Source organism: Paracoccus shandongensis, from assembly GCF_017315735.1.
In the GTDB taxonomy this organism is placed as follows: domain Bacteria; phylum Pseudomonadota; class Alphaproteobacteria; order Rhodobacterales; family Rhodobacteraceae; genus Paracoccus; species Paracoccus shandongensis.
This window is the reverse complement of the sequence record NZ_JAFLRK010000015.1, coordinates 34,538-47,724: the sequence shown is the minus strand read 5'-3', so window position 1 is coordinate 47,724 and position 13,187 is coordinate 34,538. Positions and strand designations below refer to the sequence as shown.

Here is a 13,187-nt window from a genome sequence, read left to right as displayed (position 1 = left end):
ACGCCCTTGGGTGAAGGGTGCCGCATGAAAAGGATGAACTGACATGCCGAAGGTTCTTGTCTCCGACAAGCTGTCGGAAACCGCCGTCCAGATCTTCCGCGACCGCGGGGTCGAGGTCGATTACCTGCCCGACCTGGGCAAGGACAAGGACAAGCTGGCCGCCGTGATCGGGCAGTATGACGGGCTGGCGATCCGGTCCGCGACCAAGGTGACGGAAAAGCTGTTGCAGAACGCGACCAACCTCAAGGTGATCGGCCGCGCCGGGATCGGGGTGGACAACGTGGACATCCCGGCGGCGTCGAAAAAGGGCGTGATCGTGATGAACACGCCCTTCGGCAACAGCGTCACCACCGCCGAACACGCCATCGCCATGATGTTCGCCGTGGCCCGCCAACTGCCGGAGGCCAGCGCATCCACCCATGCGGGCAAGTGGGAAAAGAACCGCTTCATGGGGGTCGAGCTGTTCAACAAGACCCTGGGCGTGATCGGGGCGGGCAATATCGGGTCGATCGTCATCGACCGCGCCCTCGGGCTGCACATGAAGGTGCTGGCCTATGACCCCTTCCTGTCGCCCGAGCGCGCCAAGGAGATCGGCGCGACCAAGGTCGAACTGGACGAGCTGCTGGCGAAATCCGACTTCATCACCTTCCACGTTCCGCTGACGGAAAAGACCCGCAACATCCTGTCGCGCGAGGCCATCGCGAAACTGAAGCCCGGGGTGCGCATCATCAACTGCGCCCGCGGCGGCTTGGTCGATGAGGAGGCGCTTGCCGATGCGCTGAAGGAAGGCCGCGTCGCCGGTGCCGCCTTCGATGTCTTCGCGGTCGAGCCCGCCACCGACAGCCCGCTGTTCAACCTGCCCAACGTCGTCGTGACCCCGCATCTGGGCGCATCCACCACCGAGGCGCAGGAGAACGTGGCCCTGCAGGTGGCCGAGCAGATGTCGGATTACCTGCTGACGGGCGCGGTGCAGAACGCGCTGAACATGCCCTCGGTCACCGCCGAGGAGGCCGCCGTCATGGGGCCCTGGATCAAGCTGGCGGGCCATCTGGGCGCCTTCGTGGGCCAGATGACCGAGGAGCCGATCAAGGCGATCAATGTCCTTTATGACGGCGTGGCGGCAACGATGAACCTGAACGCGCTGAACGCGGCGGTGATCGCGGGCGTGATGAAGGCCACCAACCCGGACGTGAACATGGTGTCCGCTCCCGTGATGGCCAAGGAACGCGGCGTGCAGGTGGCCACCACCACCCAGGACAAGGCGGGCGTGTTCGAGGGTTACATCAAGCTGACGGTCGTCACCGACACGCGCGAACGGTCGATCGCGGGCACGGTCTTCAGCGACGGCAAGCCGCGCTTCATCCAGATCCGGGGCATCAATGTCGATGCCGAGGTGGGCGCGAACATGCTTTACACCCGTAACAAGGACGTGCCGGGCGTGATCGGCGCGCTTGGCATGACGCTTGGCGACCTGGGCGTGAACATCGCGAACTTCACCCTGGGCCGGTCGGCGCAGGGCAACGACGCCATCGCGATCCTGTATCTGGACGAGCCGATCAGCGACGCCGCCCTGGCCGCGCTGCAGGCCACCGGCAAGTTCCTGCAGGCCCGCCGGTTGCAGTTCGAGGTTTGACGATCCCGCCGCGTCCCCTTACGCAGGGGGCGCGGCTTTTTCGAGCGGGGCGATGATGCGGCTTTACGTCATTGGCGATGTCCACGGGCATCTGGACCAGCTGAAGGCCGCGCATGACCGCGTCTTCAGCGACGGCGGCCGGGATGCGGTGATCGCCCATGTGGGCGACCTCATCGACCGGGGGCCGGATTCGCGCGGCGTGGTCGAATACCTGATGACCGGGCAGGCGCAGGGGCGGCCCTGGACCGTCACGCGCGGCAATCACGACCGCTTCCTGCCGCAATACCTGCTGCAACCCGACTGGGTCGATCCCTCGCTGAGTTCCCGGGAACACTGGACGCTGCATTCCGGCCTGGGCGCGCCGGAAACGCTGCGGTCCTATGGCGTCGATACCGCCCTGCCGCCCGAGCGGATGCTGGCCGAGGCCAAGCGCGCGGTGCCTGCCGCCCATGTCACCTATCTGGCATCCTTGCCGCTTTATTTCCTGCATCCCCTAGCCCTGGTCGTTCATGCGGGCATCCGGCCCGGCGTCGATCTGCAGGACCAGGTCGAGGAGGATCTGGTCTGGATCCGGCAGGATTTCCTGAACAGTCCCGTGGACCACGGCACGCTGGTGGTCCATGGCCACACCGCGATCCGGACCGCCACCCATTACGGCAACCGCCTGAACGTCGATGGCGGCGCAGCCTATGGCCGCCCCCTTTGCGCCGTGGTGATCGAGGACGGCGCGGTGCATCTTCTGACCGACGGGGGCCGCGTCCCCCTGCAACCGGAGAACCTGCCATGCGAATGATCGCCGCCGCCGTCCTGATGCTGCCCGTCCTGGCCCCCGTCCTGACCCAGGCAGAGGAAATCGCCCAGGTCGGCGTGGACTGGATGGGCAACGACATCGTCATCGAGGCCATTGCCGATCCCGAGGTGGGCGGCGTGACCTGTCACCTCGCCTATTTCGAGCGATCCGTCTTGGACCGCCTCAGCCAGGGCAACTGGTTCGAGGATCCCTCGAACAGCGCCATCCAGTGCGCCCGCACCGGAGCCATCGACGTGGGCAGGCTGCAGCCGGGCCAGCCCGCCGACGTGTTCAGCGAAGGGCGCTCGCTGTTGTTCAAGTCGCTGCGGGTCAAGCGCATCTATGACGCGGAAAACCGCGTGCTGGTCTATCTGGCCCATGCCAGCGAGCTGAGCGAGGGCTCGGCCAAGATGTCGATGTCCACCGTGCCCCTGCTGGCCGGGGACACGGGCGGCGCCGCAGACTGAGGCTTTCCGGCTGTGGCCCCCGGGTCGCGGCGGCTGCCTCAAATCGTGCAAATGCTGGTGATCTGGTGGACAGAATCGCCCGGCGGGATTAGAACGCCCGTCAGCCTTGTCCACCAAGCGCAGCGGAACATTCATGCAGGCACATCACCGAATCGCCAAATACGGCCTGGGCCAGGTCGTCCGTCACCGGAACCGTCCGTTCCGCGGGGTGATCTTCGACGTGGACCCCGAGTTCGCGAACACCGAGGAATGGTATGATTCGATCCCCGAGGACGCGCGCCCGGCCAAGGACCAGCCCTTTTATCACCTTTATGCCGAAACCGAGGCCACCTATTACGTCGCCTATGTCTCGGAACAGAACCTGATGCCCGACCAGTCGGGCGAGCCCCTGGACCATCCCGAGGTGGTCGAGATGTTCGGCGATTTCGAGAACGGGCGCTATCCGCTGATGGGCGTGCTCAACTGACGGGGGTATAGGGCACGGTGAAGGCCAGGCAGTTGCGGGGGCCTTCGCGGTAATAGCACAGCGATTGCGTCAGCCCCTGGATCAGGAACCAGCCGAAGCCCCCTTCCGGCAGATCCAGCGGATCCAGCGCGGGCAGGCTGCGCGGCTTGAGGCAATCGGCGGGCAGCCTGCTGCCGTCATCGGTGATCGCGCAGGACAGGCCGTTGTCCTGCATCACGATGCACAGGTGCATGCAGCCCGACCCCACGCCCTGGGTTGCCGCATGTTCGGCGACGTTGTTCATCACCTCGGCCAGGACCAGTTCCAGCCGGCCCATCGCGTCGGCATCGACCGCTGACGCAAAGCGGTTGCGCATGTCCACCAGTGTCTTGCGCACCTCATGGGGATCGGCGCGCAGGACACGGTGAAACATCGGCTGCGACCTGGTCACGGGGCGCGATTGCAGCCCGGCATTCTGCCGTTCGATCGAACTCATCACACTGACTCCACAAAAAAACTGTTGCCGCCCTCATTCCTACGGGGCGCTGGCGGATCCTATCTGGAAGACGCTGTCCATCCGCGTCAGCCGGAACACGCGTTCGACATTGGGCGTCAGCCCGTCCAGAACCAGCGGCAGCGATTCAGGCAGGGCCTTGCGCACCGCGATCATCGCGCCAAGGCCCGAACTGTCCATGAAATCGACATGGCGCATGTCCATCCGGACGGGCTTTCTGACACGCAGCACGATCTCGCGCAGGCGGTCCTTGAACCGGGTGGCGATGGCTGCGTCGATGCGCGCATCCTCGACCGTGATGATCAGCTGGTCTTCGGTTTCGGTAACGGTCAATGTCGGCATTCTGTTCCCCTGCGCTTCCCCGGCCAGACCTAGGGCAAAAAGATTACCATCCGGTAAGCGCGGTTGCAGGTTCCTTGCCTGCGGTCGGAACCCGGTCTTTCCCTTGCGTCCTGCCCAAAACTTCGGCACGCCCGCCTCCTGCCGCCGGGCGCTGCCCATCTTCGGGTCCATCCCTGCGGAACTTTCGCGCAGCAACCGCCATTCCCCTGTGGACTTGGCAAAAACCGTCTCTGATCATCAGGGGGAAGAAGGCCTGCGAAGGGTCCGGTGTCAGCGGGTGGACGAATGAACTATTACAACGAGATGTTTGAGGGATCGCAGGTCCGCGAGCCCTATGCGCGGCTCAGCGAGTGGGTCGAGACGATGCCCGCCGATTTCCGGCAGATGAAGCAGGCCGAGGCCGAGGCCCTGTTCCGCCGCATCGGCATCACCTTCGCGGTCTATGGCGAGGGGGGCGACCCGGACCGGCTGATCCCCTTCGACATGATGCCCCGCGTCTTCGAGCAGGCCGAGTGGCGCAAGCTGGAACGCGGCATCAAGCAGCGGGCGCGCGCGCTGAACGCCTTCCTGCGCGACGTTTACGGCCGGGCCGAGATCGTGCGCGCGGGCCGCATCCCCGCCCGGCTGGTTTATCAGAACGAGGCCTACGAGAAGGCCGTGGTGGGCATCGTGCCACCGCGCGGCGTTTATTCCCACATCATCGGCATCGACCTGGTGCGCACCGCCAAGGACCAGTTCTTCGTGCTGGAGGACAACTGCCGCACCCCGTCGGGCGTCAGCTACATGCTGGAAAACCGAGAGATCATGATGCGGATGTTCCCCGGCCTGTTCCGGGCCAACCGGATCGAGCCGGTGGACCAGTATCCCGACCTGCTGCGCCGCACGCTGGAATCGGTGGCCCCCGCCAAGTGCCACGACCGCCCCACCTGCGTGGTCCTGACGCCCGGCCATTTCAACAGCGCCTATTACGAACACAGCTTCCTGGCGAACCTGATGGGCGTCGAACTGGTCGAGGGGGCCGACCTGTTCGTGGACGGCGAATTCGTCTATATGCGCACGACGCAGGGGCCACGGCGCGTCGATGTGATCTATCGCCGGATCGACGATCCGTTCCTGGATCCGCTGTGCTTCCGCCCCGATTCGATGCTGGGCGTGCCGGGGCTGATGGATGTCTACCGCTCGGGCGGGGTGTCGATCTGTTCGGCCCCGGGCGCGGGCGTGGCCGACGACAAGGCGATCTATACCTTCGTCCCTGAAATGGTCCGCTTCTATCTGGGCGAGGAACCCTTGTTGCAGAACGTCCAGACCTGGACGCTGTGGAAGGACGACGATTACCGATACGTCATGGAAAACCTGGCCGACCTGGTGGTGAAGGAGGTCCATGGCTCGGGCGGATACGGGATGCTGGTCGGTCCCAAGTCCACCAAGGACGAGATCGAGGCCTTCCGCGCCAAGATCGAGGCCAATCCCGGCAACTACATCGCCCAGCCGACGCTGGCCCTGTCGACCTGCCCCACATTCGTCGAAGAAGGACTGGCCCCGCGCCATGTGGACCTGCGGCCCTATTGCCTGTGCGGCGACCGGATCGAGCTTGTGCCGGGGGGCCTCACGCGCGTGGCGCTGCGCGAGGGCAGCCTTGTCGTGAACTCGTCGCAGGGCGGGGGCGTCAAGGACACCTGGGTTCTGTCGGAATAAGGGGACGCACATGCTCAGCCGCACCGCCGCCAACCTGTTCTGGATGGGCCGCCACCTGGAACGCGCCGACACCGCCGCCCGCCTGCTGGACGTGGGCCAGCGGATCACGCTGCTGCCCAACACCGCCTCGGGCTATCAGAACGAATGGAACTCGCTGTTGCAGGCGTCCGGCACCGCCACCCTGTTTGCCGAGAAATACGGCGAGATCAGCCAGGAAAACATCGAGGAATTCATCTTCTTCGACCGCGACAACCCGTCATCGGTGATGTCCTGCATCGAACGGGCGCGCGAGGCGGGCCGGATCGTGCGCACGGCCCTGACCAGCCAGGTCTGGGACGCGCTGAACGTGGCCTACCAGGATCTGCGCAAGCTGGAAAAGACGCCGTGCGACAGGATCGACACGGGCTCTCTGACGGATTTCACGACCAGCCACACCTCGACCGTGCGCGGCGCGATCAATGCCACGCAGCTGCGCAACGACGGCTGGCATTTCATGAACCTGGGCTATGGCCTGGAACGGGCCGATGCCACCGCGCGCCTTCTGGACGTGAAATACTATGTCCTGCTGCCCCGGATCGAGTTCGTGGGATCGGGGCTGGACACCTATCAATGGCAGGTGATCCTGCGGGCCTTGTCGGCGCATCGGTCCTATCACTGGGCTTACGGCGGCGACATCACGGCGGCCCGGGTGGCGGATTTCCTGATCCTGAACGGCGAAAGCCCGCGCTCGCTGATCACCGCGCTCTACGAGGCGGTCTGGAACCTGGAAGGCATCGCCAAGCGCTATGGCGAGACGGTGCCCACCAACGCCCGCGACAAGGCGCGCGAGGTGCTGGGCCGCCTGCAGGCCCATGACATCGACATGATCTTCGACGAAGGCCTGCACGAGTTCCTGACCTGGTTCATCGGCGAGATCGGCACCATCTCGACCCTGGTCCATGAAGACTATCTGCTGGGGGGGTCGTGATGAAGCTGCGCATCGTTCACCAGACGGTTTACCGCTATGACCGGCCGGTCCGGAACATGGTGCAAAGCCTGCGCCTGACGCCCTCGATCTTCGAGGGGCAGCGCACGCATGACTGGCTGATCGAGGTATCGGGCGGCGTGCGCGGCCCGGGTTTTCGCGACGGCGCCGGCGACTGGATCGAGGGCTGGACCGTGCGCGGCCCCACCGCAGAGGTGGCCGTCACCGTCACCGGCCGGATCGAGACGCGCGACACCGCGGGCGTGCTGCGCGGCCATCGCGAGCTGATCCACCCGCTGGCCTATGGCCGCGACACGGCGGCGACCAAGGCAGATGCGGCGCTGAAGGATCTGGCCGCATCGGTCGCCGGGGCGTCGGATTCGCTGGATCTGGCGCACAGGCTGTCGTCGGCCGTGTCGGACGCCATCGCCTATGTCCCGGGCGAGACCGGGTTCCACACCACCGCCGCCGAGGCGCTGGAACAGGGCAAGGGCGTCTGCCAGGACCATGCCCATGCCCTGATCGCCCTGGCGCGTCTGCGCGACCTGCCCGCGCGCTATGTGTCGGGCTACCTGCAGGCCAGCGCGGCGGCCGAGGCGCACGAGGCCGCCCATGCCTGGGCCGAGATCCATGTGGACCGCCTGGGTTGGGTGGGCTTCGATCCGGCCAACCGCTGCTGCCCCGATGAACGCTATGTCCGGCTGGGATCGGGGCTGGACGCCTCTGACGCCGCGCCCATCCGGGGCATCGCCGCGGGCCAGGGGATCGAGACGATGGATGTCGCGGTGAATGTCGAGGAGGTGGAACGCTTCCAGGCGCAAAGCCAGGGCCAGACGCAAAGCTGAAAAAAGGGGGCTGCCGCCCCCTCTTGGCCTGTGGCCAATTATCGGGCCTGCCGGCCCCTTCTCCGCTGAAAAAGGTCCACTGGACCTTTTTCCGGGCGCTCCGAAGCCCGGCGGATATTTGGGCCAAGGTGAATGAAAAGGACGGATTGCGACAGGGTCCGGCGGCCTTTAGATTGCGGCGCGATCATCACGGGGAAGACGCGGCCATGACCTATTGCGTCGGCTTGAAGCTGGATGCCGGACTGGTGCTGCTGTCGGACACGCGCACCAATGCCGGAATGGACAACATCGCCACCTATCGCAAGATGTTCTTCTTCGAGCAGCCCGGCGAACGCGCCATCGTGGTGATGACGGCGGGATCGCTGTCGGTCACGCAGACCACCCTTGCCCGCCTGAACGAGGCCATCAACGACGAGATGGCGGACGAGACGACCTCGATCATGAAGGCCCAGACCATGCTGCAGGTCGCCACCATCATCGGCGACACGCTGTCGCGCACCCGGCGCGAGATCGCCGAACAATGCCGCGACCTGCGCCAGCAGGCATCGGCCAGCATGATCGTCGCGGGCCAGCGCTGCGGCGGCGACATGCGCATGTACCTGATCTATCCCGAGGGCAACTTCATCCAGGCGACCGAGGACACGCCCTTCCTGCAGATCGGCGAACACAAATACGGCAAGCCCATCCTGGACCGCGTGGTCACGCCCGCGACCAGCCTGGCGGACGCGCAGAAAGCCGTGCTGCTGTCGATGGATTCGACACTGCGGTCCAACCTGTCGGTGGGGATGCCGCTGGATCTGGCAATCATCGAAAAGGACGCCTGTTCTGTGACCACCCGCCGCCGGATCGAGGATGGCGACGCCGATTTCGCGCGGATGAGCGCGGCCTGGTCCGCCGCCCTGCGCGACAGCTTCGTCAAGGTCACGATCTGACCCGCGCGTTCGCGCAACACAACCTTGCCCGCGAAGCCTGTTGAGCCAGCGGTGACGCGACGTTAAACGGGACCACCAGTCCCGGAGAAGCACCATGGCCGACAAGACCCCCCGCAGCGCCCGCATCACCCCCGAGGAGGCCCTCGCCTATCACATGGAGCCGCGACCGGGGAAATTCGACGTGGTGGCATCCACCCCCATGGCCACGCAGCGCGACCTGTCGCTGGCCTATTCGCCGGGGGTTGCCGTTCCCGTCCAGGCCATCGCCGACCGGCCCGAGACGGCCTATGATTACACCACCAAGGGCAACATGGTCGCCGTGATCTCCAACGGCACGGCCATCCTGGGGATGGGGAACCTGGGCGCCTTGGCGTCCAAGCCGGTGATGGAGGGCAAGGCGGTGCTGTTCAAGCGCTTCGCCGACGTGAATGCCATCGACATCGAGCTGGACACCGAGGACGCGGACGAATTCATCAACGCCGTGCGCCTGATGGGCCCGACCTTCGGCGGCATCAACCTGGAAGACATCAAGGCGCCCGAATGCTTCATCATCGAGCAGCGCCTGAAGGAATTGATGGACATCCCCGTCTTTCACGACGACCAGCACGGCACGGCGGTGATCTGCGCGGCGGGGCTGCTCAATGCGCTGGAACTGTCGGGCAAGCGGATCGAGGACGTGAAGATCGTCCTCAATGGCGCGGGTGCCGCCGGGATCGCCTGTCTGGAACTGCTGAAATCCATGGGCGCGCGGCATGAAAACTGCATCATGGCCGATACCAAGGGCGTCATCTACCAGGGCCGGACCGAGGGGATGAACCAGTGGAAATCGGCCCATGCCGTCGTGACGGATGCCCGCACGCTGGAGGATGCGATGAAGGGCGCCGACGTGTTCCTGGGCGTGTCGGCCAAGGGCGCGGTCACGCAGGCGATGGTCGAAAGCATGGCCGACAACCCGGTGATCTTCGCCATGGCCAACCCCGACCCCGAGATCACGCCCGAGGATGCCCATGCCGTCCGCCCCGACGCGATCGTCGCCACCGGGCGCAGCGATTACCCGAACCAGGTGAACAACGTCCTGGGCTTTCCCTATCTGTTCCGCGGCGCGCTGGACATCCACGCCCGCGCCATCAACGACGAGATGAAGATCGCCTGCGCCGAGGCCCTGGCCAAGCTGGCGCGCGAGGATGTCCCGGACGAGGTCGCCGTGGCCTATGGCCGCAAGCTGCAGTTCGGGCGCGACTACATCATCCCGACGCCTTTTGATCCGCGCCTGATCCATGTCATCCCGCCTGCGGTGGCGCGTGCGGGCATGGACACCGGCGCCGCCCGCCGCCCGATCATCGACATGGAGGGTTACGTCCAGTCGCTGAAGAACCGCATGGATCCGACCGCCGCGATCCTGCAGGGCATCCACGCCCGCGCCCGCCAAAGCCAGGCCCGCATGATCTTCGCCGAAGGCGACGACCCCCGCGTGCTGCGCGCGGCCGTGGCCTGGCAGCGCGGCGGCATGGGCCAGGCCCTGGTCGTGGGGCGCGAGGCCGATGTGAAGGAAAAGCTGGAGGCGGCGGGGCTTGCCGACGCCGTGCGCGAACTGACGGTGGTGAACGCTGCCAATTCCCGGCACCTGGATGCCTATCACGAATTCCTCTACGCCCGCCTGCAACGCAAGGGCGTGGACCGCGAGGATGCGCACAAGCTGGCCAACCGCGACCGCCATGTCTTTGCCGCGCTGATGCTGGCGCATGGGCATGGCGACGGGTTGGTGACGGGCGCGACCCGCAAGAACGCCCCGGTCCTGGCGCAACTGGGCCATGTCTTCGACCTGCGCCCGCAGGACGGGGCGGTGGGCATCACCGCCGTGCTGCACAAGGGCCGGATCGTGCTGATCGGCGACACGCTGGTCCATGAATGGCCCGAGGCCGAGGATCTGGCCGACATCGCCACCCGGGGCGCCGCCGTGGCGCGCGGCCTGGGGCTGGAACCCCGCGTGGCCTTCCTCTCCTTCTCGAACTTCGGTTATCCGGTCAGCGAACGCGCCATCAAGATGGCCGAGGCGCCCAAGGTCCTGGACCGGCGCGGCGTCGATTTCGAATACGAGGGCGAGATGACCGTGGACGTGGCGCTGAACATGGAATCAGCCGCGCGCTATCCCTTCAGCCGGTTGACCGGGCCTGCCAACGTCCTGGTCGTGCCCGCGCGCCATTCGGCATCCATCAGCGTGAAGCTGATGCAGGAAATGGCGGGCGCCACGGTGATCGGCCCGATCCTGACCGGCGTGCCGCAGCCGATCCAGATCTGTTCCACCACCTCGACGGTGAACGACATCCTGAACATGGCGGCGATTTCGGCAGGCGGGTTGGGGACGGGGCGGTAAGGGACGCGGCGTTCAGAAAACCGGAAGGAAGCCCGCGTCCTGCCGAAGGGGCGGGCTTCCTTCCGATCCGGTTCCTGAAAATCACTCGGGATATTGCCGGGACGCTTGAGCGGTGCCCAGCACCTTCCCTTTTCGACCTGGCTGATCCTTGGCCGTTGCGGTCCAGACGTAAGTATGGCTGCCATTGGGAGGGCACGGGCTCTTGTACTTGAAGACACCCGGCGGGACCGTCCCATCGGTGCTGATCCCAACGGCTCCTCCGCCGTGCCTGTAGGACCGGGCATCAAGATCCGTCAGCTTGAATTCGACAACCTGGGTGCCAGCCGGAAGGCCTTTGACCGCAAAAGCCGGACTGGCCACCGTCTTGGGGTTTCCGGTCGTGCAACTTGCCAATCCGTCCCAGGAAAACTCGATCTGGAATTCGGATCCGAAAGCCGGTGCCGTCATGCATGCCGCGGAAAAAAGGGCAGCCGTTGCCAAGCGCATTCTCATTCTTTCAATGCTTCTCCAAGGATAGATTTGCTGAAATATGCATGGCCTTCTGTTCGGATCAAGAAAATGCACTGTTCCGCTTTGAAGAAAAATGTGCAGGATTTTCCATACCATCCGCAAACAACTCGCCCCGCGCGACCTGCCGCTGGCGTTCGCGGAACCGTGCCCGGTCAGCCTCGTCGTATTCGCCCACGCAGCGGTGGCAACTCACGCCTTCCTCGTATTCCGGCCTTTCGCGGTCCTCGGGGGCCAGGGGGCGGCGGCAGGCGTGGCATAGCCCGTGGCGGCCTTGCCGCAAGCCGTGGGTCAGGCTGACGCGGCCGTCGAAGACGAAGCATTCGCCCTGCCACAAGCTGTCGGCCTGGGGCACCTCCTCAAGATATTTCAGGATCCCGCCCTTAAGGTGGAAGACCTGATCCACCCCCTGCGACAGCAGCCAGTTCGTCGATTTCTCGCAGCGGATGCCGCCGGTGCAGAACATGGCGATGCGCTTGCCCGCGAAGCGGTCCGCATTGGCCTGCCACCAGGCGGGAAAGTCGCGGAAGGACCGCGTGCCCGGATCGACGGCGCCCGCGAAGGTGCCGATATCCACTTCGTAATCGTTGCGGGTGTCGATCACCGCCACATCGGGCGCGCTGATCAGGGCGTTCCAGTCGGCAGGTTCCACGTAATGGCCGACCGAGGCCGTCGGATCGACATCGGGCTGGCCCATGGTCACGATCTCTCGTTTCAGGCGCACCTTCATCTTGCCGAAGGGCATCGCCCCCGCCGTGCTTTCCTTCCACGCCAGCGTTTCGCAGCCCGGCAGGGCGCGGATATGGGCCAGCACCGCGTCGATCCCCTCGCGCGTGCCGGCGATGGTGCCGTTGATGCCTTCCGCCGCCAGCAGCAGCGTGCCGCGCACTCCATGGGCGCAGGCAACCTTTGCCAGCGGGTCCTTCAGGGCGGCGGGATCGGGGAAACGGGTGAAATGATACAGCGCGGCGACGATGGGCATGGATCGGCCCATAGCCAGCAATGCCCGCGCTTTCAAGACAGGACCATTGACCCGGGGGCCATCAGTTCCTAGGCATTGTCACAATCACGGAGGGCGGATGGCACGCGCATTGATCGTCATCGACATGCAGGTCGATTTCTGCCCCGGCGGCGCCCTGGCCGTGGCGGGCGGGGACGAGATCGTCGGTCCCATAAACGCGCTGATGGGTGATTACGACGCGGTGGTGCTGACGCAGGACTGGCACCCGGCGGACCACGCCAGCTTCGCCGCCACCCACCCGGGCGCGGATCCCTTCAGCCTGACCGACATGCCCTATGGCCCGCAGGTGCTGTGGCCCACCCATTGCGTGATCGGCACCCAGGGCGCGGAGTTCCACCCCGGCCTGGACCTGAACCGCGCCGACCTGGTGATCCGCAAGGGGTTCCGGGCGGGGATCGACAGCTATTCCGCCTTCTTTGAAAACGACCGCCAAACCCCCACCGGCCTTGCCGGATACCTGCGCGACCGGGGGCTGTCGGATCTGTTCTTCGTGGGCCTCGCCCATGATTTCTGCGTCGCCTGGAGCGCGGTTGACGCCGCCCGCCTGGGCTTTTGCGCCACCGTGATCGAGGATGCGACCCGCGCCATCGACCTGGACGGCAGCCGCGACCGCGCCCGCGCCGAGATGGCTGCGGCTGGCGTCAGACTGGAGTAAGCC

General features: G+C 65.6%; 14 protein-coding genes. 10 read left to right on the top strand and 4 right to left on the bottom strand.

The window, feature by feature from the left end; all coding sequences use genetic code 11:
• Positions 1 to 43: 43 nt before the first annotated feature.
• The 4 genes from serA to hspQ all read left to right on the top strand — a co-directional run bounded on the left by serA (position 44) and on the right by hspQ (position 3,356).
• Positions 44 to 1,633: a phosphoglycerate dehydrogenase gene (gene serA / locus JX613_RS11165; RefSeq protein ID WP_207101539.1), complete on the top strand. Its 1,590-nt coding sequence runs from the start codon at positions 44 to 46 to the stop codon at positions 1,631 to 1,633.
• A gap of 55 nt (positions 1,634 to 1,688) precedes the next feature.
• Positions 1,689 to 2,426 (top strand): metallophosphoesterase, encoded by a 738-nt coding sequence (locus JX613_RS11160; protein ID WP_207101567.1) that lies wholly within the window; start codon positions 1,689 to 1,691, stop codon positions 2,424 to 2,426.
• Positions 2,417 to 2,890 carry a CreA family protein gene (locus tag JX613_RS11155; RefSeq protein ID WP_207101538.1) on the top strand — a complete coding sequence of 158 codons (474 nt, stop codon included), beginning with the start codon at positions 2,417 to 2,419 and terminating at the stop codon, positions 2,888 to 2,890. Before JX613_RS11160 ends, JX613_RS11155 begins: the two co-directional genes overlap by 10 nt.
• A 133-nt stretch (positions 2,891 to 3,023) precedes the next feature.
• Complete coding sequence (gene hspQ, locus JX613_RS11150) at positions 3,024 to 3,356, top strand: heat shock protein HspQ (protein ID WP_207101537.1); 333 nt, start codon at positions 3,024 to 3,026, stop codon at positions 3,354 to 3,356.
• Here the strand turns inward: hspQ and JX613_RS11145 are convergent.
• Together JX613_RS11145 and JX613_RS11140 are read right to left on the bottom strand one after the other, a co-directional pair.
• Positions 3,349 to 3,831 carry an ATP-binding protein gene (locus JX613_RS11145; RefSeq protein ID WP_207101536.1) on the bottom strand — a complete coding sequence of 161 codons (483 nt, stop codon included), beginning with the start codon at positions 3,829 to 3,831 and terminating at the stop codon, positions 3,349 to 3,351. The two genes, hspQ and JX613_RS11145, sit on opposite strands and share 8 nt — an antisense overlap.
• A gap of 39 nt (positions 3,832 to 3,870) precedes the next feature.
• On the bottom strand, positions 3,871 to 4,191 hold the full coding sequence (locus tag JX613_RS11140) for an STAS domain-containing protein (RefSeq protein WP_207101535.1): 321 nt from the start codon (positions 4,189 to 4,191) through the stop codon (positions 3,871 to 3,873).
• Between the two features lie 285 nt (positions 4,192 to 4,476).
• On the opposite strand from JX613_RS11140, the gene JX613_RS11135 reads away from it, so the two are divergent.
• The 5 genes from JX613_RS11135 (at position 4,477) to JX613_RS11115 (ending at position 11,001) form a co-directional block, all read left to right on the top strand.
• Entirely contained in the window at positions 4,477 to 5,886 is a 1,410-nt protein-coding gene (locus JX613_RS11135; protein ID WP_207101534.1) for a circularly permuted type 2 ATP-grasp protein, read from the top strand.
• Between the two features lie 10 nt (positions 5,887 to 5,896).
• The gene (locus tag JX613_RS11130; RefSeq protein ID WP_207101533.1) at positions 5,897 to 6,853 is read left to right on the top strand and encodes an alpha-E domain-containing protein; all 957 of its coding nucleotides are present in this window, start codon (positions 5,897 to 5,899) and stop codon (positions 6,851 to 6,853) included.
• Positions 6,853 to 7,695 carry a transglutaminase family protein gene (locus JX613_RS11125; protein ID WP_207101532.1) on the top strand — a complete coding sequence of 281 codons (843 nt, stop codon included), beginning with the start codon at positions 6,853 to 6,855 and terminating at the stop codon, positions 7,693 to 7,695. Before JX613_RS11130 ends, JX613_RS11125 begins: the two co-directional genes overlap by 1 nt.
• Before the next feature lie 206 nt (positions 7,696 to 7,901).
• Positions 7,902 to 8,627 carry a proteasome-type protease gene (locus JX613_RS11120; protein WP_207101531.1) on the top strand — a complete coding sequence of 242 codons (726 nt, stop codon included), beginning with the start codon at positions 7,902 to 7,904 and terminating at the stop codon, positions 8,625 to 8,627.
• Between the two features lie 94 nt (positions 8,628 to 8,721).
• A complete protein-coding gene (locus JX613_RS11115) occupies positions 8,722 to 11,001 on the top strand; it encodes an NADP-dependent malic enzyme (RefSeq protein WP_207101530.1) in 2,280 nt (759 codons plus the stop codon).
• A gap of 81 nt (positions 11,002 to 11,082) precedes the next feature.
• Here the strand turns inward: JX613_RS11115 and JX613_RS11110 are convergent, their stop codons facing one another.
• Together JX613_RS11110 and trhO are read right to left on the bottom strand one after the other, a co-directional pair.
• Complete coding sequence (locus tag JX613_RS11110) at positions 11,083 to 11,493, bottom strand: YbhB/YbcL family Raf kinase inhibitor-like protein (RefSeq protein WP_207101529.1); 411 nt, start codon at positions 11,491 to 11,493, stop codon at positions 11,083 to 11,085.
• A 58-nt stretch (positions 11,494 to 11,551) separates the two neighbouring features.
• Complete coding sequence (trhO, locus tag JX613_RS11105) at positions 11,552 to 12,490, bottom strand: oxygen-dependent tRNA uridine(34) hydroxylase TrhO (protein ID WP_207101528.1); 939 nt, start codon at positions 12,488 to 12,490, stop codon at positions 11,552 to 11,554.
• Positions 12,491 to 12,587: 97 nt separating this feature from the next.
• Here trhO and pncA point away from each other — a divergent pair, with 97 nt between their 5' ends.
• Positions 12,588 to 13,184 (top strand): bifunctional nicotinamidase/pyrazinamidase, encoded by a 597-nt coding sequence (gene pncA / locus JX613_RS11100; RefSeq protein WP_207101527.1) that lies wholly within the window; start codon positions 12,588 to 12,590, stop codon positions 13,182 to 13,184.
• Positions 13,185 to 13,187: the final 3 nt, after the last annotated feature.

What these genes read in the sequence shown, in the direction of transcription:
- JX613_RS11120 (WP_207101531.1), top strand. Translation starts at nt 7,902, where the DNA reads ATGACCTATTGCGTCGGCTTGAAGCTGGATGCCGGACTGGTGCTGCTG.
- trhO (WP_207101528.1), bottom strand. Translation starts at nt 12,490, where the DNA reads ATGCCCATCGTCGCCGCGCTGTATCATTTCACCCGTTTCCCCGATCCC.
- JX613_RS11125 (WP_207101532.1), top strand. Translation starts at nt 6,853, where the DNA reads ATGAAGCTGCGCATCGTTCACCAGACGGTTTACCGCTATGACCGGCCG.
- JX613_RS11135 (WP_207101534.1), top strand. Translation starts at nt 4,477, where the DNA reads ATGAACTATTACAACGAGATGTTTGAGGGATCGCAGGTCCGCGAGCCC.
- hspQ (WP_207101537.1), top strand. Translation starts at nt 3,024, where the DNA reads ATGCAGGCACATCACCGAATCGCCAAATACGGCCTGGGCCAGGTCGTC.
- pncA (WP_207101527.1), top strand. Translation starts at nt 12,588, where the DNA reads ATGGCACGCGCATTGATCGTCATCGACATGCAGGTCGATTTCTGCCCC.
- JX613_RS11160 (WP_207101567.1), top strand. Translation starts at nt 1,689, where the DNA reads ATGCGGCTTTACGTCATTGGCGATGTCCACGGGCATCTGGACCAGCTG.
- JX613_RS11140 (WP_207101535.1), bottom strand. Translation starts at nt 4,191, where the DNA reads ATGCCGACATTGACCGTTACCGAAACCGAAGACCAGCTGATCATCACG.
- JX613_RS11145 (WP_207101536.1), bottom strand. Translation starts at nt 3,831, where the DNA reads ATGAGTTCGATCGAACGGCAGAATGCCGGGCTGCAATCGCGCCCCGTG.
- JX613_RS11110 (WP_207101529.1), bottom strand. Translation starts at nt 11,493, where the DNA reads ATGAGAATGCGCTTGGCAACGGCTGCCCTTTTTTCCGCGGCATGCATG.
- JX613_RS11155 (WP_207101538.1), top strand. Translation starts at nt 2,417, where the DNA reads ATGCGAATGATCGCCGCCGCCGTCCTGATGCTGCCCGTCCTGGCCCCC.
- JX613_RS11115 (WP_207101530.1), top strand. Translation starts at nt 8,722, where the DNA reads ATGGCCGACAAGACCCCCCGCAGCGCCCGCATCACCCCCGAGGAGGCC.
- serA (WP_207101539.1), top strand. Translation starts at nt 44, where the DNA reads ATGCCGAAGGTTCTTGTCTCCGACAAGCTGTCGGAAACCGCCGTCCAG.
- JX613_RS11130 (WP_207101533.1), top strand. Translation starts at nt 5,897, where the DNA reads ATGCTCAGCCGCACCGCCGCCAACCTGTTCTGGATGGGCCGCCACCTG.